Annotated in this window: 16 protein-coding genes; 13 read left to right on the top strand and 3 right to left on the bottom strand. The window is 72.3% G+C overall.

Going from position 1 to position 22,622, the window contains the following annotated elements; genetic code table 11:
- Nucleotides 1-21: 21 nt before the first annotated feature.
- Together dnaJ and ACYVJE_RS20825 are read left to right on the top strand one after the other, a co-directional pair.
- Nucleotides 22-1,224 (top strand): molecular chaperone DnaJ, encoded by a 1,203-nt coding sequence (dnaJ, locus tag ACYVJE_RS20830; protein ID WP_459157669.1) that lies wholly within the window; start codon nt 22-24, stop codon nt 1,222-1,224.
- A 2-nt stretch (nt 1,225-1,226) separates the two neighbouring features.
- Nucleotides 1,227-1,742, top strand: coding sequence for a heat shock protein transcriptional repressor HspR (locus tag ACYVJE_RS20825; protein ID WP_461145781.1), 516 nt, complete (start codon nt 1,227-1,229; stop codon nt 1,740-1,742).
- Between the two features lie 61 nt (nt 1,743-1,803).
- Here the strand turns inward: ACYVJE_RS20825 and ACYVJE_RS20820 are convergent, their stop codons facing one another.
- Nucleotides 1,804-2,907: an FAD-binding oxidoreductase gene (locus tag ACYVJE_RS20820; RefSeq protein WP_461145797.1), complete on the bottom strand. Its 1,104-nt coding sequence runs from the start codon at nt 2,905-2,907 to the stop codon at nt 1,804-1,806.
- A 463-nt stretch (nt 2,908-3,370) separates the two neighbouring features.
- Between ACYVJE_RS20820 and ACYVJE_RS20815 the strand changes: the two genes are divergently transcribed.
- The 4 genes from ACYVJE_RS20815 to ACYVJE_RS20800 all read left to right on the top strand — a co-directional run bounded on the left by ACYVJE_RS20815 (nt 3,371) and on the right by ACYVJE_RS20800 (nt 8,990).
- Nucleotides 3,371-3,967 (top strand): MarR family winged helix-turn-helix transcriptional regulator, encoded by a 597-nt coding sequence (locus tag ACYVJE_RS20815; RefSeq protein WP_461145780.1) that lies wholly within the window; start codon nt 3,371-3,373, stop codon nt 3,965-3,967.
- 341 nt (nt 3,968-4,308) lie between these two features.
- Complete coding sequence (locus ACYVJE_RS20810; protein WP_461145779.1) at nt 4,309-5,100, top strand: MarR family winged helix-turn-helix transcriptional regulator; 792 nt, start codon at nt 4,309-4,311, stop codon at nt 5,098-5,100.
- Nucleotides 5,101-5,171: 71 nt separating this feature from the next.
- Complete coding sequence (locus tag ACYVJE_RS20805; protein ID WP_461145778.1) at nt 5,172-7,814, top strand: MFS transporter; 2,643 nt, start codon at nt 5,172-5,174, stop codon at nt 7,812-7,814.
- Nucleotides 7,815-8,132: 318 nt separating this feature from the next.
- Complete coding sequence (locus ACYVJE_RS20800; protein WP_459157664.1) at nt 8,133-8,990, top strand: YceI family protein; 858 nt, start codon at nt 8,133-8,135, stop codon at nt 8,988-8,990.
- 232 nt (nt 8,991-9,222) lie between these two features.
- On the opposite strand, the gene ACYVJE_RS20795 is transcribed toward ACYVJE_RS20800, so the two are convergent.
- Nucleotides 9,223-10,821, bottom strand: coding sequence for an alanine/glycine:cation symporter family protein (locus tag ACYVJE_RS20795; RefSeq protein WP_461145777.1), 1,599 nt, complete (start codon nt 10,819-10,821; stop codon nt 9,223-9,225).
- A 244-nt stretch (nt 10,822-11,065) separates the two neighbouring features.
- On the opposite strand from ACYVJE_RS20795, the gene clpB reads away from it, so the two are divergent.
- From clpB to ACYVJE_RS20765, 6 genes are all read left to right on the top strand, one after another.
- A complete protein-coding gene (gene clpB, locus ACYVJE_RS20790) occupies nt 11,066-13,666 on the top strand; it encodes an ATP-dependent chaperone ClpB (protein WP_461145776.1) in 2,601 nt (866 codons plus the stop codon).
- Nucleotides 13,667-14,003: 337 nt separating this feature from the next.
- Complete coding sequence (locus ACYVJE_RS20785; RefSeq protein ID WP_459157661.1) at nt 14,004-14,693, top strand: type III secretion system chaperone family protein; 690 nt, start codon at nt 14,004-14,006, stop codon at nt 14,691-14,693.
- A gap of 92 nt (nt 14,694-14,785) precedes the next feature.
- Nucleotides 14,786-15,559 (top strand): SDR family NAD(P)-dependent oxidoreductase, encoded by a 774-nt coding sequence (locus tag ACYVJE_RS20780; protein WP_461145775.1) that lies wholly within the window; start codon nt 14,786-14,788, stop codon nt 15,557-15,559.
- A gap of 54 nt (nt 15,560-15,613) precedes the next feature.
- On the top strand, nt 15,614-16,162 hold the full coding sequence (pyrE, locus tag ACYVJE_RS20775) for an orotate phosphoribosyltransferase (protein ID WP_459157659.1): 549 nt from the start codon (nt 15,614-15,616) through the stop codon (nt 16,160-16,162).
- Nucleotides 16,159-16,821 carry a TrmH family RNA methyltransferase gene (locus ACYVJE_RS20770; RefSeq protein ID WP_461145774.1) on the top strand — a complete coding sequence of 221 codons (663 nt, stop codon included), beginning with the start codon at nt 16,159-16,161 and terminating at the stop codon, nt 16,819-16,821. The genes pyrE and ACYVJE_RS20770 overlap by 4 nt, the downstream gene beginning before the upstream one ends.
- 103 nt (nt 16,822-16,924) lie before the next feature.
- On the top strand, nt 16,925-17,629 hold the full coding sequence (locus ACYVJE_RS20765; RefSeq protein WP_461145773.1) for a TetR/AcrR family transcriptional regulator: 705 nt from the start codon (nt 16,925-16,927) through the stop codon (nt 17,627-17,629).
- A gap of 117 nt (nt 17,630-17,746) precedes the next feature.
- Here ACYVJE_RS20765 and ACYVJE_RS20760 read toward each other — a convergent pair whose 3' ends face one another.
- The gene (locus ACYVJE_RS20760; protein WP_461145772.1) at nt 17,747-18,658 is read right to left on the bottom strand and encodes a class I SAM-dependent methyltransferase; all 912 of its coding nucleotides are present in this window, start codon (nt 18,656-18,658) and stop codon (nt 17,747-17,749) included.
- Between the two features lie 622 nt (nt 18,659-19,280).
- Between ACYVJE_RS20760 and ACYVJE_RS20755 the strand changes: the two genes are divergently transcribed.
- Nucleotides 19,281-22,349, top strand: a complete 3,069-nt coding sequence (locus ACYVJE_RS20755) for an MMPL family transporter (RefSeq protein ID WP_461145771.1) — start codon at nt 19,281-19,283, stop codon at nt 22,347-22,349.
- Nucleotides 22,350-22,622: the final 273 nt, after the last annotated feature.

The following is a 22,622-nucleotide window of genomic DNA, read 5'->3' as shown; positions in this document are numbered from 1 at the left end:
CGCGGAAGGGAGGGGCGCCCGGTGAGCGCTAGGGAGTGGCTCGACAAGGACTTCTACGCCGAGCTGGGCGTCTCCTCGGACGCCTCCACCGACGAGATCAAGAAGTCCTACCGGAAGCTCGCCCGGGAGAACCACCCGGACGCCAACCCGAACGACCCGAAGGCGGAGGCGAAGTTCAAGGCCGTCTCCGAGGCCTACGGGGTGCTGTCGGACCCGGAGAAGCGCAAGCAGTACGACGAGGCGCGCCGGCTGTTCGCCGGGGGCGGCGGCGGGTTCGGCGCTCCCGGCGGGTTCGGCGGGTCCGGTGCTCCCGGTGGTTTCGGCGGGCCGTCCGGCGCGGGCGGCGCCGGGTTCGACATCGGCGACCTGTTCGGCGGTGGTTCCGGCGGTTCCGGCGGACTCGGTGACCTGTTCGGCGGGTTGTTCGGCAACCGCCGCGAGGGCGGTGCGACCACGGCGAACCAGCCGCGGCGCGGCACCGACGTGGAGACCGAGGTGCGCATCGACTTCGCCGAGTCGGTGCGGGGCGCCGAGGTGCCGCTGCGGCTGTCCAGCCCCGCGACCTGCAGCACGTGCCGCGGCCGCGGTGCCAAACCCGGCACCCGGATCCGCACCTGCACCACGTGCCAGGGGGCCGGCCTGGTCACGCGCAGCCAGGGCGCGTTCGCGTTCAGCGAGCCGTGCCCCGACTGCCGCGGTCGCGGGCAGCACATCGACGACCCGTGCACCGAGTGCCGGGGCGAGGGCGTCAGCACCCGCAGCCGCACGCTGACGGTGCGGATCCCGACCGGGGTGACCGACGGGCAGCGCATCCGGCTGTCCGGCCAGGGCGAACCGGGCAGGAACGGTGCCGCCGCCGGTGACCTGTTCGTCGTGGTGCACGTGAACCCGGACAAGGTCTTCGGGCGCTCCGGGGACGACCTGACGCTGACCGCGCCGGTCACCTTCCCGGAGCTGGTGATGGGCGCGAAGCTGACGGTGCCGACGCTGGACGGGAAGGTCTCGGTGAAGGTTCCGGCGGGCACGAACAGCGGCCGCGTGCTGCGGGTGCGCGGCAAAGGGGTGCAACGCAAGAACGGCAGCACCGGTGATCTGCTGGTGACCGTGCAGGTGGCCGTTCCGTCCAAGTTGGACAAGAAGGCGACCGAGGCGCTGGAGGCGTACGCGGAGGCGACGTCCGACCACGAACCGCGTCGGGAGCTGGACGAGCTGCTCGGGAGGTAGCCATGGTCGGGGGAAGCGAACCAGGCATGCCGGCGGGCTTTCCCGCGGGAGCCACCGAGGACACGCCGATGTTCGTGATCTCGGTGGCAGCCGAGCTGTGCGGGATGCACGCGCAGACCCTGCGCAGCTACGACCGGCTCGGCCTGGTTTCCCCCGGCCGGACCCCCGCCGGCGGGCGCCGGTACTCGCCGCGCGACATCGCGCTGCTGCGCGAGGTGCAGCGCCTCTCCCAGGAGGAGGGCGTCAACCTCGCGGGCATCAAGCGCATCATCGAGCTGGAGAACGAGGCCGATGCGCTGCGCGAGCAGGTCCGCGAGCTGACCGAGGAGGTCGCCGCCGCCTACGCCGCCGCCGAGCAGGCGGCGGCCCAGGTGCACGCCTCCTACCGCCGGGACCTCGTGCCGGTGCGGCAGGAGACCGCGCTGGTGGTGTGGAAGCCCCAGCGCGAGCGCGCGCAGGGCGACGGCGGGGACCGGCCGAAGCGCGACCGCCGCAAGGGCGACCGCACCGGCGGCTGACCCGGGCTCCGCCTGCCGCCGAACCTCCGCTGGTCGGCCGCGAAAGGCGAGCGCGGGGCCCTCAGTCCATGGTGAACGGGTCGTAGTGGATGTTCTCCAGCGGCGTGCCCGCGACGAGCAGGCGCGAGATGGTCGCGCGGATCATCGCCGGTGAACCGCTGGTGAGGACTTTCCAACCGCCCCAGTCGCCGTGCTGGCCGACCACGTCGGCGAGCGTGCCGTGCTCGGCGCCGGGCAGCGCCGAACCGTCCTCCACGACCGGGGTGATCGTCAGCCACGGGTTGCTCGCCGCGGTCTTCCAGAGGTTGTCCAGGTCGTAGAGGTCCTCGCGGGTGCGCCCGCCGTAGAACAGGTGCACGCGCGGGTTCGTGCCGTACTGGGCCAGCTCGTCGATGATCGCGCGCATCGGCGCCAGGCCGGTGCCGCCGGCGATCATCAGGACCTTCTCGTCGGTCCCGCGGTCGACGGACAGCTGCCCCATCGGCGAACCGATGCGCCACCGGTCGCCCGGGTTCGCGTGCCACACCAGCGCGCGCGAGGTCCAGCCGCCGTCCACGGCGCGCACGTGGAACTCCATCGAGCCGTCGTCCTGCGGCGCGTTCGCGGGCGTGAGGTAGCGCCACAGCCGCGGCCGCTGCGGGGCTTCGACGCTGACGTACTGCCCCGGCAGGTAGGGCACGGGGTAGTCGGGGCGCACGCGCAGGATCGCCAGGTCGTGCGTGAGGCGTTCGTGGTGGATGACCTCGCCGTCGTACCAGGCGGGGCCGGTGTCGGCCGCCGCGGCTTCGGACATCGCCGTGGCCATGACCGTGTACGCCTCGGCCCAGGCCCGCTCGACCTGGTCGTCCCAGGCGTCGCCGGCGTAGCGCTTGACCGCGGCGAGCAGGGCGGTGCCGAGCGCCTCGTAGTGGGAGGTGACCACGCCGAACTTGCGGTGGTCGCGGCCGAGCTGGTGCAGGAACGGCAGCAGCTCGTCCGGCTTGTCGACCATCTGGATGACGTGCACCAGGGCGCGCAGCAGTCGGCTGCGCTGGACCTCCATGTTGACGGGGAACAGCTCCCGCGTGCCGGGGGAGAGGCTGAACAGCATGCCGTAGAAGAACCGGGCGACTTCGTCGGACCGCGGTTCGACGGCGGCCCAGCTCTCCCGGATGAGGCGGACCATGCGCTCCGCGCCCGAGGACGGTTCGGGGTCCGGCGAGGGATCGGGGTTCAGTACGGCGTTCGCTGACATGGTTGAGGCGCGATCGTCTCCAGGTTGGCGGTCTGCACGCGTGAACTGGGCACACCGCTGCGGGCAACGTGATCCCCGACAGCGGGGGACTTTAGCCGGTGAACCCGGACCTGTGTGCCATGGTGCCACCTTCGGGTGAGCTGTCGGCCGGGTTCACCGGGGATGGCGGGCAGCAGTGACCGTCCCCACGTGCGCTGCTCACGCAGCGCGTTGACCATCGGGCGCGCCGTGGTCGCGCGGATCGGCCGGGGAACGGGTGCCGCCGTTCGGGTGAGCCGGGACGGCGATTACGTTGGTGTTCGCGGAGGGCGCCGCACCGCCGCTCAGGTGCGAGCGGTGCGCGGCCCGTGAGGAGTCGCCGGTCGACTGCCGGCGCGCGGCAGGTGAGGTGAGCGTGATCGAGCAGGACGAGACCGGACCGGTCGCCGCGGCGTCGGAGCACCACGGCTCCTCGGGCCCGGGTGCGGCCCCGGGGCCGGACGCGGGTTCGGGCTCGGACGTGGGGTCGGAGCCGGACGCGGGTTCGGGCTCAGGAGCGGGCCCGGACGCGGAGCCGGCGGAGGAGCGCACCGAGGCCGCCGAGGCGGTGGAGCGCGAGCTCGCGCTGCTGTTCCGCCGCGCGCGGTCGATGGCGGCGAGCGTGGCCGCGCAGGTGCACCCGCGGCTGGATGCCGAGTCCTACGTGCTGCTGCTGATGGTCGCCGACGCGGGACGTCTGCGCGGCATGGACGTGGCCGGGCGCGCCGGGCTGGACAAGTCGACGGTGAGCCGGCAGATCGCCGCGCTGGTGGATCTCGACCTGCTGGAGCGCGTTCCCGATCCCGACGACGGCCGCGCCCGGTTGATCCAGCTCTCCGCGCAGGGGCGGCAGCGTCTGACCCGGGTGCAGGAGCAGGGCAGCGAGCGGCTGCGCGCGGTGTTCGCCAGCTGGTCCACGCACGACCTGCAGGAGTTCGCACGGCTGCTCGGGTGGCTCAACAGCGCCACCTGAGCCCCAGCACCCCGCCGCGCACCCTCACCGGCCGCGGCCAGCCCCGCTCCGGCCGCGCAGACGGCCCCTCTCACCCCATCGTGACCCCGCCGACATGCCGGGGCCCTGGGGACAACCCGGGCCCCTGTGGACAACTTGTGCTCCACCCGTGTGGGGATGGGTTCCAATTTTCATGAAAATTGCGCTCTCTGGAACGAGTCCAGAGTGCGCGGTGCTCGTGCGGCGACCCGGTGGGCGGGGCTGCCGAGCGGGGGTCGGGTGTTGCGCGTCACGCTCAAGTCAGTTGCTTGATGCAACCAGTTTTCCTTATAGTTGACTACAGCAACTAAAGGAATGATGGCATGGGACCGAAGATCGAAACCTGCGGCGAGCTGCTGGACTCCCTGCGGATGCTGCTGGCGACGAAGCAGTTCGCCATGCAGAACCAGTTCACCGACCGCATTCCCTATGCCGCGAGCGGCCTGCTCACCGAGCTCGTCGCCCGGGGCGAGTGCCGCGCCTCCGATCTCGCGCACCACCGCATCGTCGATGCCTCCGTCATCAGCAGGCAGGTCGCGCAACTCGAGCAGGCCGGGCTGCTGACCCGGCGTCCGGACCCGGACGACCGGCGCGTCTCGCTGCTGCGCGCCACCGCCGAGGGGGAGGGCGTGGTGCGCGATCTGGAGCGCAGCAAGGCGCAGTGGATCAGGGACGCCCTCGTGCACTGGGACGATGAGTCCGTGGAGGAGCTCGCCGGACTGATGGACGCGGCGATGCGCGATCTGCGCCGCCACTCCTTCCCCGAGGCCGAGGAGCTGCCCGAGCGCCGCTCCGCCCTCTACCGGGCGGGCACCGCCGATGCGGCGGACCCGGACACCGCTGCCGGCGCGGAGGCTGCCGAGGCTGCGGCCCCCGAGGCGGACGGCACGGACACCGCGACGGAACTCGGTGCGGAGGCCGACGCGGACGTCACGGCGGAATCCGGCTCGGAGGCCGACGCGGACGTCACGGCGGAATCCGGCTCGGAGGCCGACGCGGCCACCGCGGCGGAACCCGGCTCGGAGATCGACGCGGCCACCGCGGCGGAACCCGGCTCGACCACCGCAGCGGACACCGGGAGCAGCGGTTCGGCGCGCACCGCGAACGCGCGGTAGGCGGCCGCCACCGATCGGACCACGCGGCGCTCCGGGGCAGCGCCGCGCACATGACCAAGGAAAGGGACGCGATGACGAGCACGACGCTCCGGGAGGAGAGCCCGCCGGGCGCGGCCGCGGAGGCGGACGTCGGGGGCGCGACCGGTGCAGGCGGCGGCGAGGCCGACCGGCCGATGACGCACCGGCAGGTCATGCAAGGGCTCGTCGGCCTGCTGCTGGCCCTGCTGGTGGCGATGCTGAGCAGCACGATCGTGTCGAACGCGCTGCCGCGGATCACCGCCGACCTCGACGGCAGCCAGGGGCAGTACGCCTGGGTGGTCAGCGCGATGCTGCTGACCTCCACCGCCACCACGCCGCTGTGGGGCAAGCTCTCCGACCTGGTGAGCAAGAAGCTGCTGTACCAGCTGGCCATCGTGATCTTCACGCTCGGCTCGGTGCTCGGCGGCTTCTCGCAGAGCATGGGCATGCTCATCGGCTTCCGCGCGGTGCAGGGCATCGGCATGGGCGGCCTGCAGGCGCTCGCCCAGGTCGTGCTCGCGGCGATGGTCCCGCCGTCCGAACGCGGCCGCTACACCGGCTACATCGGCGCCACCTTCGCCCTGGCGACCGTGACGGGGCCGTTGCTCGGCGGCGTCATCGTGGACTCGCCGCTCGGCTGGCGCTGGTGCTTCTGGGTCACCGTCCCCATCGCGGTGATCGCGTTCGTCGTGCTGGGCAAGGTGCTCAAGCTGCCGGTGATCAAGCGCGACGTGAAGGTCGACTGGTTCGGCGCCCTGTTCCTGGTCGGCGGTGTGAGCGCGCTGCTGATCTGGGTGTCGCTGGCGGGGGACCAGTTCGCGTGGTGGTCGCCGGAGACGGCCTGGCTCGTCGCGGGCGGTCTCGTCGCGATCGCGATCGCCCTGGTCATCGAGACCCGGGTGCGCGAGCCGATCGTGCCGCTGGGGATGTTCCGCAACCGCACCGTCTCCGCGGCCACCGTCGGCATGGTCGCCGTCGGCACGGCCATATTCGGCGGCACCGTCTTCCTGAGCCAGTACTTCCAGCTCTCCCGCGGGTTCAGCCCGACCGGCGCCGGGTTGATGACCCTGCCGATGGTGTTCGGGATGTTCTTGTCCACCACGGCGTCCGGGCAGATCATCGCCCGCGTCACCGGCAAGATCAAACCGTTCCTCGTCAGCGGGGCCGCGGTGATGATCGTCGCCATGTACCTGCTCAGCACCATGGACCACGAGACGGACCTGGTGCTGGTGGGCTGCTACCTCGCGCTGATGGGCATCGGCGTCGGCATGCTCATGCAGAACCTGGTGCTGGCGGTGCAGAACGCCACGTCCAGCCGCGACATGGGCTCGGTGACCTCCGTGGTCACGTTCTTCCGCACGCTGGGCGGTTCGGCCGGTGTCTCCGTGCTCGGCGCGGTGCTGGCCAGCCGGCTCGCCGGCTACATCCAGGACCGGATGGCCGCGCTGGGCGTTCCGGCGGGAGCGGCCTCCGGTGGAGGCGGCGGCAGCAGCACGCTGGACGTGGGCTCGCTGCCCGAGCCCGTCAGGACGGTCGTGCAGGCGTCCTACGGCGACGCGATCGGTGACCTGTTCTTCATCTCCGCGTGCATCGCGCTGGTCACGTTCATCGCGGTGCTGTTCATCAAGGAAGTGCCGCTGCGCACGACGATCCACACCGAGGACGAGATCCACACCGAGGACGAAGGGGAGGCGACGCCCGTGGCGGCGCAGGAAACAGCAGGAGCGCACGCGGACGCGACCGCCCGCGGGTCGGGGCACGCCGCGTCCGCACCGGCCGCTGAGCGGCCCACCGCGGTGATGTCCGCGGTGGAGGGGACCACCGGATCCGACGGGCTCGGGCCCCGCCGCTACGTCGACCCGGTGCACACCGCGGCGGGCACCAACGGGTCCGGGGCGGGCCTCGCCGCCGCGGGCGGTGCGCACGAGGACGCCGGCGGGCTCTTCGTGCACGGCACCGTGCGCGACGCGGCCGGCGGTGCGGTGGCCGGAGTGGTGCTCACGCTCACCGACGCCAACGGGCGGCAGGCCGAGCGGGGCCGCAGCGACGACCACGGGCAGTTCCGGCTGCAGGTCACCCACGGCGGGACCTACGTGCTCATCGCCTCCGGTGGCAACTACCAGCCCAGCGCCTCGATGGTCGTGGTCAGCGACCGGCCGGTGCGACACGACGTGCAGCTCAGCGGGGCCGCCGAGCTCGCCGGAACCGTCCACAACGGATACCGCGGTGTCGCCGGCGCGATGGTGGTGCTCACCGACGTGCGCGGCGAGGTCGTGGCCAGCGGCGCCACCGGACCGGACGGGCGCTACGCGATCGGCGAACTCGTCGGCGGCACCTACGCGCTGACCGCGACCGCGCCCGGGTGCCGGCCGGTGGCGGCGCAGGTGGAGCTCGCCGACGGGGAGCGCGCCGAGCGCGACGTGGCGCTGCAGTCGGGCTCGCAGATGTCCGGCGTGGTGCGGTCGGCCGCGCTGGGGGTGGCCGTCCCCGACGCGCGGGTGACGCTGCTCGACGGCACCGGCGCCGTCGTCGCCGCGGCGACCACGGACGCGGAGGGCCGCTACAGCTTCACCGACCTGTCGGAAGGCGAGTACACGGTGATCACCACCGGGTTCCCGCCCGCGGCCAGCTCGCTGCAACTGCACGGGGAGCAGGTGGATCACGACGTGGACCTCGGCTACCCCGAGGGTCAGTAAGGGAGTCCGCGGATTGGCTGTTGAGGGCGGGGGGTGGGGGCAGCTGGGAGGAACCTCCGGCGGGGCCTCGCTGGTGGCTCCCCGGCATCGGGGAGTCACCTGCTCCCAGCTGCCCCCGACCACCCTCCCCGGACGGGAGCGGCATCTTCGGGGCCGTCCTCGCGAGGCGACGCCGGAGAACCCCCCGTCGGGTCGGTCTGCGCGCGTGGGGAGGAAGCGGCTGCGCCGCTTGCCTGACGGACCGCTGCGGCCGAGCACGCGACCATCGATCCGCGCGGCCACCTCAGTCCCACCCGGTTTCGAGAAAGGGAGTTCGTCATGGACAACGGCCAACACCGGGCCGCGGAACCCGGTGCGCACCGCACCGACGCGGGCGGAGCGGTGAGCGCGACCGTGTGCGCGGCGGATGGTTGGCCGGTACCCGAAGCGGTACTGACCGTGATCGACGGCGGCGGCGCGCAGACGGCGCGGGTCCAGGGCGACGCGGAGGGTTCCGTGGTCGCCCCCGGGCTGCGCCCCGGCGCCTACACGGCGATCGTGACCGCCGTGGGCTACGAGCCCGTCGCCCGCACCACGCTCGTGCAGGAGGGCAGTTCCGCGGCGCTGGGGCAGATCGAGCTGCGCCGCGCGGGCGGGCTGGAGCTGCCCACCGCCGGGCTGTGGCGGATCGATCCGGTGCACTCCTCGGTGCAGGCCACCGCGCGGCACCTGGGGATCAGCAGCGTGCACGGCCGGTTCACCGACTTCAGCGGCCAGGTCCGGATCGCCGAGCAGATCGAGCAGTCCGAGGTGGAGGCCGTCATCGACGCCTCCAGCGTGGACACGGCCAACCGGATGCGGGACGACCACCTGCGCGCGCCCGACTTCCTGGACGTCGAGCGCTACCCGCGGATCACGTTCCGCTCGGTCGGCCTGCACCCGCGCGGCGAGGGCCGCTGGGACCTGGAGGGGGACCTGACGCTGTGCGGCCAGACCCGGCGGGTGTCCCTGGACACCCGGTTCGGCGGCGTGGGGCCGGACCCGTGGGGCGGTACGCGCGCCTCGGCCACGGCCACGACCACGTTGCGCCGCGACGAGTTCGACCTGAACTACAACCAGGCGCTGCGCACCGGCATCGCCGCGATCGGGACGACGCTGAAGGTGGAGATCGACATCCAGGCGGTCCTCGCCGAGTGAGCAGCGCCGGCGCTCGCAGGGGGTTCCGCGCGACCGGGGACTGATCCGGTCGCCGGGAACCGTCGCGGCGGCCGCCCGCGGGCCGCGCGACGTGGTCGAGTGCACCGGTTCGGGGGGTGCGCTCGGCCATCGGGGGATGGAGGAAACGAGCGGGGCGGCGGTTCGCGCGAACCACCGCCCCGCTCGTGCTCGTCCGGGCGCGGAGGAGCTGCCGCCCGGCGCGAGCGCCCGCTCAGCTCTTGGTGTCGACGCGGCTGACCTCTCCGCTGCGCACCTTCTCGCGGTACTTGTTCAGCTCCTCCTTGACCACCGGGATCATGATGTACAGGCCGAGGATGTTGAACAGCGCCAGCGCGAACAGCACGGCGTCGGCGAAGTCCAGCACGGCGGTCAGCGTCATCGCCGAGCCGATCACCACGAACACGCAGTAGATGGCGTTGAACACCTGCTTGCTGGCCGCGCCGCGGCCGAACAGGTACATCCACGCCCGCTGCCCGTAGTAGCCCCACGTGATCATCGTGGAGATGGCGAACAGCGCCACGGCGACGGCGAGCACGACGGGGAACCAGGGCAGCACCGTGGCGAACGAGTGCGAGGTCACGATGACGCCGTCCGGGTCCTCGCCGGTGGCGATGGCGGTGGCCTGCGCGTCCTTCCAGAACTGGGTCTGCGCGATGACGATGGTCAGCGCGGTCATGGTGCACACGACGACCGTGTCGATGAACGGCTCGAGCAGCGCCACCAGGCCCTCGGTGGCGGGGTACTTCGTGCGCACCGCCGAGTGCGCGATCGGTGCCGAGCCCAGTCCCGCCTCGTTGGAGAAGGCGCTGCGCTGGAACCCGACGATGAGCACGCCGATCGCCCCGCCGAAGCCGGCCTGCGGGTTGAACGCGCCGGTGACGATTTCCGCGACGGCCCCGGGAACGAGGTTGAAGTTGATGACGATGACGGTCAGGCAGGCGAGGATGTAGATCAGCGCCATCGCGGGCACGAGCCGGCTGGTCACCGCGCCGACGGACTTGATGCCGCCGATGATGACGACGCCGATGATGATGGCCAGGACGATGCCGAAGCCGACGGCGGCGCCGTCCGAGCCGAGGACGCCGTCCTCGCCGCCGGTGACGTTCTGGATCTGCGCGAAGGTCTGGTTGGCCTGGAACATGTTGCCGCCGGCCAGCGCGAAGAACAGGATCATGATCGCGGAGAGCACGGACAGCACGCGGCCGAGGCCCCTGCCGAAGCTGTTCGGGATGCGCTCGGCGATCCCGAGCTTCAGGTAGTGCATCGGCCCGCCGGAGATGCTTCCGTCGGGGGCGGTTTCGCGGTACCGCACACCGACGGTGCACTCGACGAACTTGGTGGCCATGGCGAGCAGGCCGGCCAGGATCATCCAGAAGGTGGCCCCGGCCCCGCCGATGGTGACCGCCACACCGACACCGGCGATGTTGCCCAGGCCCACGGTTCCGGACAGGGCGGAGGCCAGCGCCTGGAAGTGGTGGATCTCGCCGGGCTCTTCCTTGCTGGTGTACTTGCCGCGCACGAGGTCGATGGCGAACTTGAACGCGCGGAACTGGATGAACCCGAAGCTGATCGTGAACACGGTCGCACCGAGGATCAACCACGCCACGATCCACGGGAAGGAGATCCCGAAGACCGTGACCTCACCCATCACGAAGTTGTAGAAGGCATCGGAGATGGGGTTGAACGCGTTGTTGATGAGGTTCTCGATGTGGCCGAGAACCCCGGTCGGTTCTGCCGCGAGCGCGAGGTCGCGCGCGGCGCTGCTCTGCGGGGTTTCCGCGAGGGTCTGCGCGGCGGACACTTCCGTCATGTTGAGGGAGTGCACCATTCGGGTGTGACGACGGCAACCGGCGAAACCGCATCGAGAGCAAATGAGCGCTGTTCGTTTCCCGCTGTTATCCGCGCTTCCACGGTGCGTGACCGGAACGCTGCGCGCGGTGCTAATCTGGGTTGAGCGGAACAGGCTCAACCCTCCTCGCGCCGCCGGGGTGGCGGCCCCGCGCGCAGCGCCGCTCCGCGCGGGGGCCGGCGCGAGGACGTGATGAGGTGGTGGAATGGACGCGTTCAACCCGACCACGAAGACCCAGCAGGCGATCTCCTCGGCGGGGCAGGCGGCCACGATGGCCGGCAACCCGGACGTGGATCCCGCGCACCTCCTGGGTGCGCTGCTGGCGCAGACCGACGGGCTGACCGCGCCGCTGCTCTCCGCCGTCGGCGCCGACCCGGCCACCGTCCGGCAGGAACTCGACCAGATCACCGGATCGCTGCCCGCGGCGAGCGGGTCCACCGTCTCCGCACCGCAGCTGTCCCGCGACGCGGTCAGGTCGCTCACGCACGCCCAGCGGCTGGCCACCGAGCTCGGTGACGAGTACGTCTCCACCGAGCACCTGCTCGTCGGGCTCGCCGCCGACGGCGGACGCATCGCCGACCTGCTGAAGCGGCACGGAGCCACCCCGGAGGCGCTGCGCGACGCCTTCGGCGAGGTCCGCGGCTCCGCCCGCGTCACCAGCCCCGACCCGGAGGGCACCTACCAGGCCCTCGGCAAGTACGGCCAGGACGTGACCGAACGCGCGCGCAACGGCGAGCTCGACCCGGTCATCGGCCGCGACTCCGAAATCCGCCGCGTGGTCCAGGTGCTGTCCCGGCGCACCAAGAACAACCCGGTGCTCATCGGCGAACCCGGGGTGGGCAAGACCGCCATCGTCGACGGGCTGGCGCAGCGCATCGTCGCCGGCGACGTGCCAGAATCGCTGCGCGGCAAGCGGGTCGTCGCGCTGGACGTGGCCGCGATGGTCGCCGGGGCCAAGTACCGCGGGGAGTTCGAGGAACGCCTCAAGGCCGTGCTCAAGGAGATCGCCGAATCGGCCGGCGAGGTCATCACCTTCATCGACGAGCTGCACACCATCGTCGGCGCCGGCGCGGGCGGCGAGGGCGCGATGGACGCCGGCAACATGATCAAACCGATGCTGGCGCGCGGCGAGCTGCGGATGGTCGGCGCGACCACGCTCGACGAGTACCGCGAGCGCGTCGAGACCGACCCGGCGCTGGAACGCCGCTTCCAGCAGGTGCTCGTCGGCGAACCCGGGCCCGAGGACGCCGTGGCCATCCTGCGCGGCCTCAAGGAGCGCTACGAGGTGCACCACGGCGTGCGGATCACCGACAGCGCCCTGGTCTCCGCCGCCGAGCTGTCCGACCGCTACATCACCGCGCGGTTCCTGCCGGACAAGGCCATCGACCTCGTCGACGAAGCGGCCTCCCGGCTGCGCATGGAGATCGACTCGCGCCCGGTGGAGATCGACGAGGTGGAGCGCTCCGTGCGCCGCCTCGAGATCGAGGAGATGGCGCTGGCCGAGGAGGAGGACGCGGCTTCGCGGGAGCGCCTCGACGCGCTGCGCGCCGAGCTGGCCGACAAGCGGGAGGAGCTCTCCGCGCTGACCGCGCGGTGGCAGGGCGAGAAGGAGTCCATCGACACCGTGCGCGACCTGAAGACGCGGCTGGAGCAGCTGCGCGGCGAGTCCGAGCGCGCCGAGCGCGACGGCGACCTGGCCAAGGCCGCGGAGTTGCGCTACGGGCGCATCCCCGGCCTGGAGAAGGAACTCGAAACGGCCACGGCGCAGCAGAACGAGCGCCGCGCGATGCTGCAGGAGGAGGTCACGCCGGACGACGTCGCCGATGTGGTCGCCTCGTGGACCGGCATCCCCGCGGGCCGCCTGCTCGAGGGGGAGACGGCGAAGCTGCTGCGCATGGAGGACGCGCTCGGCGCACGCGTCGTCGGGCAGGCCGAGGCCGTGCGCGCCGTCTCCGACGCGGTGCGGCGCTCCCGCGCCGGAGTGTCCGATCCGGACCGCCCCACGGGGTCGTTCCTGTTCCTCGGCCCGACCGGCGTCGGCAAGACCGAGCTGGCCAAGGCGCTGGCGCAGTTCCTGTTCGACGACGAGCGCGCCATGGTGCGCATCGACATGAGCGAGTACTCCGAGAAGCACTCGGTCGCGCGGCTCGTCGGCGCACCTCCGGGATACGTCGGTCACGAGCAGGGCGGCCAGCTCACCGAGACGGTGCGGCGGCGGCCCTACTCGGTGGTGCTGCTCGACGAGGTGGAGAAGGCGCACGCCGACGTGTTCGACGCGCTGCTGCAGGTGCTCGACGACGGCCGGCTCACCGACGGGCAGGGGCGCACGGTGGACTTCCGCAACACGATCCTCGTGCTCACGTCGAACCTCGGCTCGCAGTCCATCGCCGACCCGAACCTGAGCGAGCAGGAGCGGGACGCGGCGGTGCGGTCGATCGTGTCCCAGCACTTCAAGCCCGAGTTCCTCAACCGGCTCGACGAGGTCGTCGTGTTCCACTCGCTGTCCACCGAGGAGCTCACCTCCATCGTGGACGTCCAGGTGCGCATGCTCGGCGACCGGCTGGCGAAGCGGCGGCTGACCCTGGACGTGCAGCCGGTGGCGCGCGACTGGTTGGCGCTCAACGGCTTCGACCCGGTCTACGGCGCGCGGCCGCTGCGGCGCCTGGTGCAGTCGGCGATCGGGGACTCCCTGGCGAAGAAGCTGCTCTCCGGCGAGATCCGCGAAGGCGACACCGTCCGTGTGGACACCGATGACGAGGGCGTCGGTCTGACCGTCCAGCGCGCGTCCGAGCAGCAGGCGGCCTGAGCCCTCCCCGCCGCTGGTGCCCCGGTCTCGGCCAGGTCATCCGCGACACCATCACCGCTGGTACCCCGCGCGGCAGCGGTCCTCGTCCTGCGGTGCCCGCTCGCCCGGTGCCGCATCCGCCCGGGCGCGTCGGACGGGGCGGGCATTTCCCGCGACATGCCCACCCCGGGTGCGAGACCCGGGCTCCGGCCCGGGCGGGTGCCTGTCCGCCGGAGGAGGGACAGCGGGCCAGCGGGCCGGCCGCGCCCGACACGCCCCGGGCGCGCAGCCCGGGGGCGATCGCGCGCAACGCCCAGGTGATCGACAGCTCCGGTGCGGCCCCGGCTACCCTGCGCGTGTGGGCATACCAGCTTGGCTGTGGTTCGTCATCGCCGCCGTCGCCGTCGCGGCAGGCGGCACGTTGCTGCTCGTCGACCGCAAGCGGCGCGGCGCGAACAACAGGGAACGCCGCCGGTGGGCGACGTTGCGCGGCTGGCAGTTCGCGGAAGCGGACCAGGTGCTGCCGACCCGCTGGGAGCGCGGCATGCTCGCGCAGCACTCCTCGCCGTACGCCACCGACATCGTCGCCGGCACCACGTTCACCTCGGACGGCCGGCGCCAGGTCTACGTCCTCGACCTGGAGGAGGGCGGCCGCGGTGTCGCCACCCTCGTCGCGCTGCGGTGCCGGCGCCCCGTCTCGGCCGTGCTGGAGCTGTGGCTACCGGACGTCCCGGTGCCGCAGGAGTCCGGACTGGACCTGCTGGGGCCGGTGGGGCAGCGCTACGCGTTCGTCACCGACGTGGCCACCGCGCGCCCGCTGCTCACCTCCGAGCTGACCGGCGCCGTGGACGGCGCCGGCGAGGACGTCACCGTGGTGTGGCTGGAGAACGACTGGGTCGTGGCGGCGCTGGACATCGACGAGGCCGTGCCGGAGCGGCTGGAGCAGCTGCTGCAGTCCCTCGGTGACGTCGCGGACCTGGTGGACCCGTTCGACACCGACGGCGAGGAGCCGGTCGAGTCCGTCCCGGGCGAGGGGGCCGGCAATTGAGGGGCTCCGCGGGTCGGCGGCGCGTCCGCACCACCGCCCCGGCGCTCGCACGAGGCGTCGGTGCGGCGGCCGGCGTTCGGTAGGTTGTGGGCATGCCGACCGCACTCGTCACCGGAGCCACCGCTGGCATCGGCCGGGCCTACGCCCGCCGGCTGGCCGCCGAAGGCCACGACGTGGTCCTCGTCGCCCGCGACGCCGAACGGCTGGAGCAGTTCGCCACCTCGCTGCGGGAGCGGCACCGCGTCGCCGTCGAGGTGCTGCCCGCCGACCTCGCCGAGGAGGAGCACCTCGCCGCGGTGGAGAAGCGGCTGGACGACCGGGCGCGCCCCGTGGACCTGCTGGTGAACAACGCCGGATTCGGAACCTCCGGGGCCTTCTGGGACCTCGATCCGACCGAGCTGAGCACGCAGGTCGACGTCAACGTCACCGCCGTGCTGCGCCTGACCCGCGCCGCCGTGCCCGGGATGCGGGAGCGCGGCCGCGGCGACGTGCTCAACGTGTCCAGCGTCGCCGCGTTCTTCCCCGCCTCCGGCTCCACCTACGCGGCCACGAAGGCGTACGTGCTGATGTTCTCCAAGGGGCTGGCCATGTCCCTGGCCCGTTCGGGCGTGCGGGTCGCGGCCGTGTGCCCCGGGTTCACGCGCACCGAGTTCCACCAGCGCGCCGGGCTGGACATGAAGGGCCTGCCGAGGCCGATGTGGCTGTCGGCCGACCGGGTGGTGCACGAGTCCCTGGCGGACCTGCGCCGCGGCAGGGCCGTCTCCGTGCCCGGCTGGCAGTACAAGGCGCTCGTGGGAGCGGGCAGGCTCGTGCCGTTCCCGCTGCAGCGGCGGATCGTGGAGCGGGCGGCGCCGGACCGCACGTGAGCGTCCGGGGAGCGGGCACGAGGGCGCTGCTGCCCGGCGTTACCCTGGAAACTCGTGGTCGCAGTCGATGAGCAGCAGCGAGCCGAGCTCGCGCGCCTGGTAACCGAACTGGCCGTCGTGCACGGCCGGGTCACCCTGTCCTCCGGCAAGGAGGCGGACTACTACGTGGACCTGCGGCGGGCGACGCTGCACCACCGCGCCTCCCACCTGATCGGCGGTCTGCTGCGGCAGCTCACCGCCGACTGGTCGTTCACCCGGGTCGGCGGGCTCACGCTCGGGGCGGACCCGGTGGCCTCGGCGATGATGCACGCCGACGGGGAGCCGCTGGACGCGTTCGTGGTCCGCAAGGACGCCAAGACCCACGGCCTGCAGCGGCGCATCGAGGGGCCGGACGTCACCGGGGCGCACGTGCTCGCCGTCGAGGACACCTCCACCACCGGCGGGAGCGTGCTCACCGCGGTGGGAGCGCTGCGCGAGGCCGGTGCGCACATCGCCGGTGTGGCCACCGTGGTGGACCGCGACACGGGCGCGCGCGAGGTCATCGAGGACGCCGGGTTGCCCTACCGCTCCCTGCTCGGGCTCGCCGATCTCGGACTGGCATGAGCGAGGACGCGCTGGGCGCCGGTGAGGTCGGTCCCACCGAGTGGGGCACGGCGGTCGGCGTGGGGCCGTGGCAGGGGCGGTGGCCGGAGGACGAGCGCTACGACCCGGAGCTGCTGGAGCACGGCGACCGCCGCAACGTGGTCGACGCGTACCGGTACTGGCGGCGGGAAGCGATCGTCGCCGACCTCGACCGGCGGCGGCACCCGTTCCACGTGGCCATCGAGAACTTCCAGCACGACCACAACATCGGCACGGTGGTGCGCACGGCGAACGCGTTCCTGGCCGAGGCGGTGCACATCGTCGGGCGCCGCCGGTGGAACCGGCGCGGGGCGATGGTCACCGACAGGTACCAGCACGTGCACCACCACCCGGACGTGGCCGAGCTGCGGCGGTTCGCCGAGGAGCGCGGTTTGGCCGTCGTGGCCGTGGACAACTCGGCCGGGGCGCAGCCGATCGAGCGCACCGCGCTGCCGCGGGAGTGCGTGCTGCTGTTCGGCCAGGAAGGCCCGGGGCTGCGTTCGGACGCGCGGGAGGCGGCCGACCTGGTCGTGTCGATCGCGCAGTTCGGCTCGACGCGGTCGATCAACGCGGGCGTGGCCGCGGGAGTCGTCATGCACACCTGGGTGTCCCAGCACGCCGACCCGGACACGGCGTGGTGAGCGCCCGGCGCTGCCGTCCGCGGGCGCCGGTGGACGGGGACCCCCTCCTTCTGGTATAACAAAGTTTTAACGCAAGGCGGCGAGTCGCGTGGTGGGCAGGGTGATGACGGAGTCGAAGGCCGACAGGGTGCGCCGCAGTCTGGTCGAGGCGGCCGTCGACCTGCTCGCCGCGGAGGGGCCGTCGGCGGTGCAGGCGCGGCGCTTGGCGCGCGAGATCGGCGCGTCCACGATGGCCGTGTACCACTACTTCGGCGGCATGCCGCAGCTGCTGCGCGCCGTGGCCGACGAGGGTTTTCGCGAGCTGTCCGCCCGGCTGGCGGACGTCGCGGTCACCGACGACCCGATCGCGGACATCACCAGCCTCGCGTTCGCCTACCGGGGCTTCGCGCACGCCAACCCGCACCTGTACGACCTGATGTTCGGCCTCGCCGCTCCCGGCGGCTACCGGCCCGCGCCGAGCCCACCCGGTGAGGGGCCGAGCGCTCCTGGCGAGGGCGGTCCTGCCGAGGAGGGCGGCTCCACCGCGGAACGGCAGGACGTGCCGCGGGCCTACCTCCACCTCGTCGGGGCGGCCGAGCGCGCCGTGGACGCGGGGCGGATCCGCCCCGCGGACCCGGATCGCGTCGCCGCGCAGTTGTGGAGCATCCTGCACGGCTACGTGACGCTCGAACTGTCCGGGCACTTCCACCAGTTCGGCGATGCGGCGAACCAGGTGCTGCTGGCGATGGGGGAGAACCTGCTCCGCGGGCTGGGGGACGACCCGGAGCGGATCGCCGCCTCGGCCGCTGCGCATCGCCCGCGCGCCTGATCCCGCCTTTTCCGGTGTCGTCCACGGCCCGTGGCCCCGCCGTCGGCGGGCTGCAGCCGGTCGCGGACGTGCCGGAGACCTCCGCCGCGGAAGCGGACGGCGGTGACCACGAGGGGATCATCCCGCGCCGCCCGTGCGCCGAAGCGTGAGCACACCCATGAAATCCGCCGTCGTGAGCCAGAAATCGTTGGTATCGCCGTAGATCTCCAGCAATCCGGGAACGCTGTGGTGCTGGTCCACAGCGAAGCCTTCGGTGGTGAAGAAGGGATCGACGTCGGCTCGGTCGAGGCCGAAGGTGAACGGTTCGCCGCCGCTGGCGACGAGTTCCTTGCCCCGCTGCGCACCGTCGTGCGCGTGTGATCCGTCGACGACGGAGCGGTCGATGTAGTCGAGCACGAGGGTGCTCCCGGGAGCGGAGACGCGGCCCAGTTTGGCCAGTGTGGACAGAACTCCCTCGCGGGAGAGGTAGTAGGTGACGCCCATCCACAGCACCACGCACGGACCGTCCGGGTCGAATCCCGAACTGAGCAGGCGTTCGGCGAGGTCGTCGCCCGCGTCGAAGTCGCAGCTGACGTAGCGCACCGACTGCTTCGACCGCAGGCCGTTCCGGCGCAGGATCCCGATCTTCTCCGCCTGCGTGTCCGGCTTGTCGACCTCGTAGACCACCGTGCCGGAGGCGAAGTCGTTGCGCAGCGCCGTCGTGTCGTAGCCCGCTCCGAGGACGACGACCTGGCGGCATCCGCCGGCGAGCTCGGCGGCGATGGCCTCGTCGCAGTGCCGGTGCCGCAGCACGATCTCGGCCAGCAGCCCGGTGTAGCGCTTGTCGGCGCGACTGACGCCGAAGCCGAGCGCGCCGAACGCGTGCGCGAACCGGAAGCGCCAGTTGTGCAGGAAGTATCGGGCGTGCGGATCGTTGAGCAGTCTGCTGCCGCGCGGACGCCGGGTCTCTGCCGCGCGGACCACGGCGCACAGTTCCGCCGTGGGACTGGTCCTCCCCTTGAAGGCCCTGATTCTGCCGGCGATGGTCACGGCGACCTCCTCGTTGCTGGGCCGGACGCGCTGATGCGGGCGAGAGCCCCGAGACGCAATGAATATAACGACGTTTTACATGCTTGGCAAGGGAGGCCCGCGCGCCTCCGGTGGAGTCGAGGCGTCCGCGCGGAAATGTGCGACCGGATGTGCCCGCGCGCCGTCGGAGCTCCCTGTGCGGGCGATGACGCATCGCACCGATCGGGGCGGGAGGGGCGATTCGGGCGCGCGAGTGGCTGTGAGCGGAGGTGGCATCGCGGGGCTTCCGGCGGCGTGCGCGCTGTCCCGCGACGTCGGAACGACCTCGCGGCTGCTGCTCGACCGCGGAGGGGCTGCGGCGGCTTCCGGCGAAGTGCGGACGCGTCGTCGCCGAGCGGGTGGTGGCGTTGAGCTCCGCGGGCCGATCGCTGTTCGCCGTGCCGCCGCCGCTGGCGGAATCCGCCGAGCGGGAATGCGGCTGGCGCGTTGGTGGGTCCGCTTGACAGCTCCTTATAACTGCGTTGTATAACAGTGTTCTGGTTGTGCGGTGGTGGACGCGGCACGGCCGCCGAGCCGCTCCGGCGGCGAAGCCGGCCACTCGACCGCGACGAGGAACGGGGATCACGACGGTGGTATCGGCGCGATGACGACGAACGACGGGCGAGGGTTCTTCGGTTTGATCGGCCGGGCGACGGTCCGCAGGCGCGGGATCGTGGTGCTGCTGTGGCTGCTCGCGGCCGGCGCGCTCAACGCGGCCGTGCCGCAGATCGAGCAGGTCACGGCGCGGGACTCGAGCCCGATGATTCCGGCGGACTCGCCGTCGGTGCGCGCGCTGCCGCAGATGGACGAGCAGTTCGGCGGCGGTGGCGCGAACACCACCGTGTTCCTCGCGTTCGTCGACGAAGGTGGCATCACCCGCGCCGACCGGCAGTACTGCGCCGACCTCGTGCAGGACCTGCGCCGCGACCCCGCTGTGGTCTCCGTGCAGGACCAGGCCTCCCAGCCCCGGTTGTCCTCGGCGCTGTCCAGCGAGGACGGCAAGGCCACGTACGTGCCGGTGGGGTTGCGGGGAGCCAACGGGTCGCCGCGGGCCACCGAGCAGATCGAGCACATCCGCCAGCGCGCCGAGCAGGGACGCCCGGACGACCTGCGCGTCCACGTGACCGGCCCCGCCGCCTCCGCGGCCGACATGCAGGCCGAGATGAACAGCAGCATGGTCGCGATCACCGGTGTGGCAGTCGTGCTGATCACGACCATCCTGCTGCTGATCTACCGCTCAGTGGTCGTCACCGGCATCGCGCTGTCCATGGTGGGCATCTCGTTGGCCACCGCGCGGGCGGTGACCGCGCTGTGCGGGCTGCACCTGTTCCCCGTGTCCACGTTCACCACGGCCTTCCTGACCGCGGTGGTGCTCGGGGCGGGCACCGACTACAACGTGTTCGTGATCAACCGGTACCTCGAACTGAAACGGGACGGAGCGTGTCCCGTCGAGGCCGTCACCGGGGCGGTGAGTCGCATCGGGCACGTGATCACCGCCTCGGCCTTCACCGTGATCGTCGCCTGTTCCGGGATGGCGCTGGCCGACGTCAGCTTCTTCCGCACCACCGGCCCCGCCCTGGCCGTCTCGCTCGCGGTCACGCTGATCGCTGCGCTGACCCTGACGCCGGCGCTGCTCGGCTTCGTCGCCGCGCGCGGCTTCGAACGCGCCCGCGACCGCACCGACAGCCGGTGGTGGCGCGGGACGGCGCGGCACGTGATGCGGCGCCCCGCCGTCGTCCTGCTCGCCGGGCTGGCCCTGCTCGGGGTGCTCGCACCGTTCTACGCCGACCTGCGCGAAGGATTCGACACCCGCGCCGTGCAGCCGGCCTCGACCGACAGCAACCGGGGATTCGACGCCCTGTCCGGCCACTTCCCGGACGAGGAGCTCTTCCCGGAGTACGTGCTGATCCACTCCGACCACGACCTGCGCAACGCGCAGGACCTGGCAGCGCTGGAAACCGCCGCGGCCAACGTGGCCAAGACGGGCGGTGTCGCCTCGGTCCGCGGTGTCACCCGTCCGTCCGGCACACCGATCGCCGCGGCCTCCACCGGCGAGCAGACCGGACGCATCGGCGACCGGCTCGAACGGGCCGGGGCGAACGTCGACCGGCTGACCAGCGGAGTCGACGGCCTCGCCGGCAGCGCTGACAACCTCGCCGGTGGTGCCGCCGAGCTCGCCGACGGCATCGACCGGGCCCGGCAGCAGTCCGACGAGCTGCTGGCGGGGCTCGAGGACGTCTCCGGCGGCATCGACGACGGTACGAGCGGGGCGCAGCGCAACGCCGACGGCGCTGCCCAGCTGGCCCGGGGTGCACGGCTGCTGGCCACCACCCTGGACATGACGCACGACCAGGTGAAGGTCGCCGTCGGCGGGCTCGAGCAGTCGGTCGCCGCGCTCGAGCAGGACCCGCTCTGCGACGTCGACCCCGCCTGCTCCGAGGCCCGGGACGGTGTTCGGGAGGTGCTCACCGCGCAGCGCGACGAACTCCTGCCCGGGATCGCCCGCGCCCGCGACGCGGCGCAGCGCCTCGCCGGCGGAGGGGAGAACCTGCAGCAGGGGGCACGGCAACTGCACGCGGGACTCGTCGCCGCCAGCGAGGGGATGCACCGGCTCGCCGCGGGCCAGCAGCAGTTCCAGCAGCAGCTCGGCCAGGCCGAGACCGGAGCCGACGAGCTCGCCCGGGGGGCTGACCGGCTGGCGGGCGGCGCCGCCGCCGTCATCGGCTCGGAGCAGTCGCCGGGGGCCCCGCAACCGGGGAACACCGGGCAGTCCGGGGAAACCGGGCGGTCGGGCAACGCCCCGCGTCCCGCCGGCTCCATCGAGGAGCTCGCGCGGGGACTGGGCGACGCGGCCGAGCACCTGAAGAAGATGGGCGCGCACCCCGCGGATCCGGCGTTGAACGGCTTCTACCTGCCGGAGCGGACCGCGCGCGGCTCCGAGATGGCCACGGCCGACGAGATGTTCCTGTCCGAGGACGGCAGGACCGCGCGCCTGATGGTGCTCTACGACGAGAACCCGATGGGCCGGGCGGCGATGCGCACCAGCGGCGAGATCAACGACAGCGCCGAGCAGGCCCTGCGCGGGACCTCCCTGGACGGTGCGCGGATCTCGCAAACGGGCATCGGCTCCAACAACCGGGACCTGCACCGCGCCGTTGACCACGACTTCGCCCTGTTCGCCGCCTTCGCGCTGGTCACCGTGCTGGTGATCCTCGTGCTGCTGCTGCGCAGCGTTCTCGCCCCGATCTACCTGATGTTGTCGATCGTGCTCACCTACGCCGCGGCCACGGGGATTTCCGTGCTGGTGTGGCAGCACTGGATCGGCACCGACCTGAGCTGGAGCGTCGCCCCGGTGACGTTCGTGATCCTGGTGGCGGTCGGTGCCGACTACAACCTGCTGCTCATCTCCCGCATCCGCGAGGAGAACGCGCACGACCCGGAGAACGGGACGGCGCGCGCCATGGTCGCCACCGGAAGCGTGATCACCACTGCCGGAGTGATCTTCGCCGCGAGCATGTTCGCGATGATCTTCGGCAGCGTGGACATCCTCGCGCAGATCGGTTTCACCATCGGAACCGGACTGCTGCTGGACACCTTCGTGGTGCGCACGCTGTTGATCCCGGCCATGGTGCGGCTGCTCGGGAGGGGGAACTGGTGGCCCTCCCGAGCCTGACGCCCCCGGCCGAACGCGCTGACGCGCACCGGACACCGCGCGCGGCGCGGCACCGCGCAGGCCCGGAACCGCCGAGGGACCAGACGCGGCCGGCAGCTGACCGGTACGACCGGGTGAAACGGAGGCGGCAAGCCTGCCCAGGACCGTGCCGTGGCGGACCGCGTGTGGTGCACCCTCGTCGTGCTGAAATCGGCAGTCATCCTGGCCACCATCGCGGTGTTCGTCTCCCTCTCCTGGCACGTGTGGCCGGTGCGGATCTTCGCCCTGGTCGAC

The organism is Salinifilum aidingensis (assembly GCF_054782015.1).
This window is presented reverse-complemented; position numbering and strand designations above follow the sequence as displayed.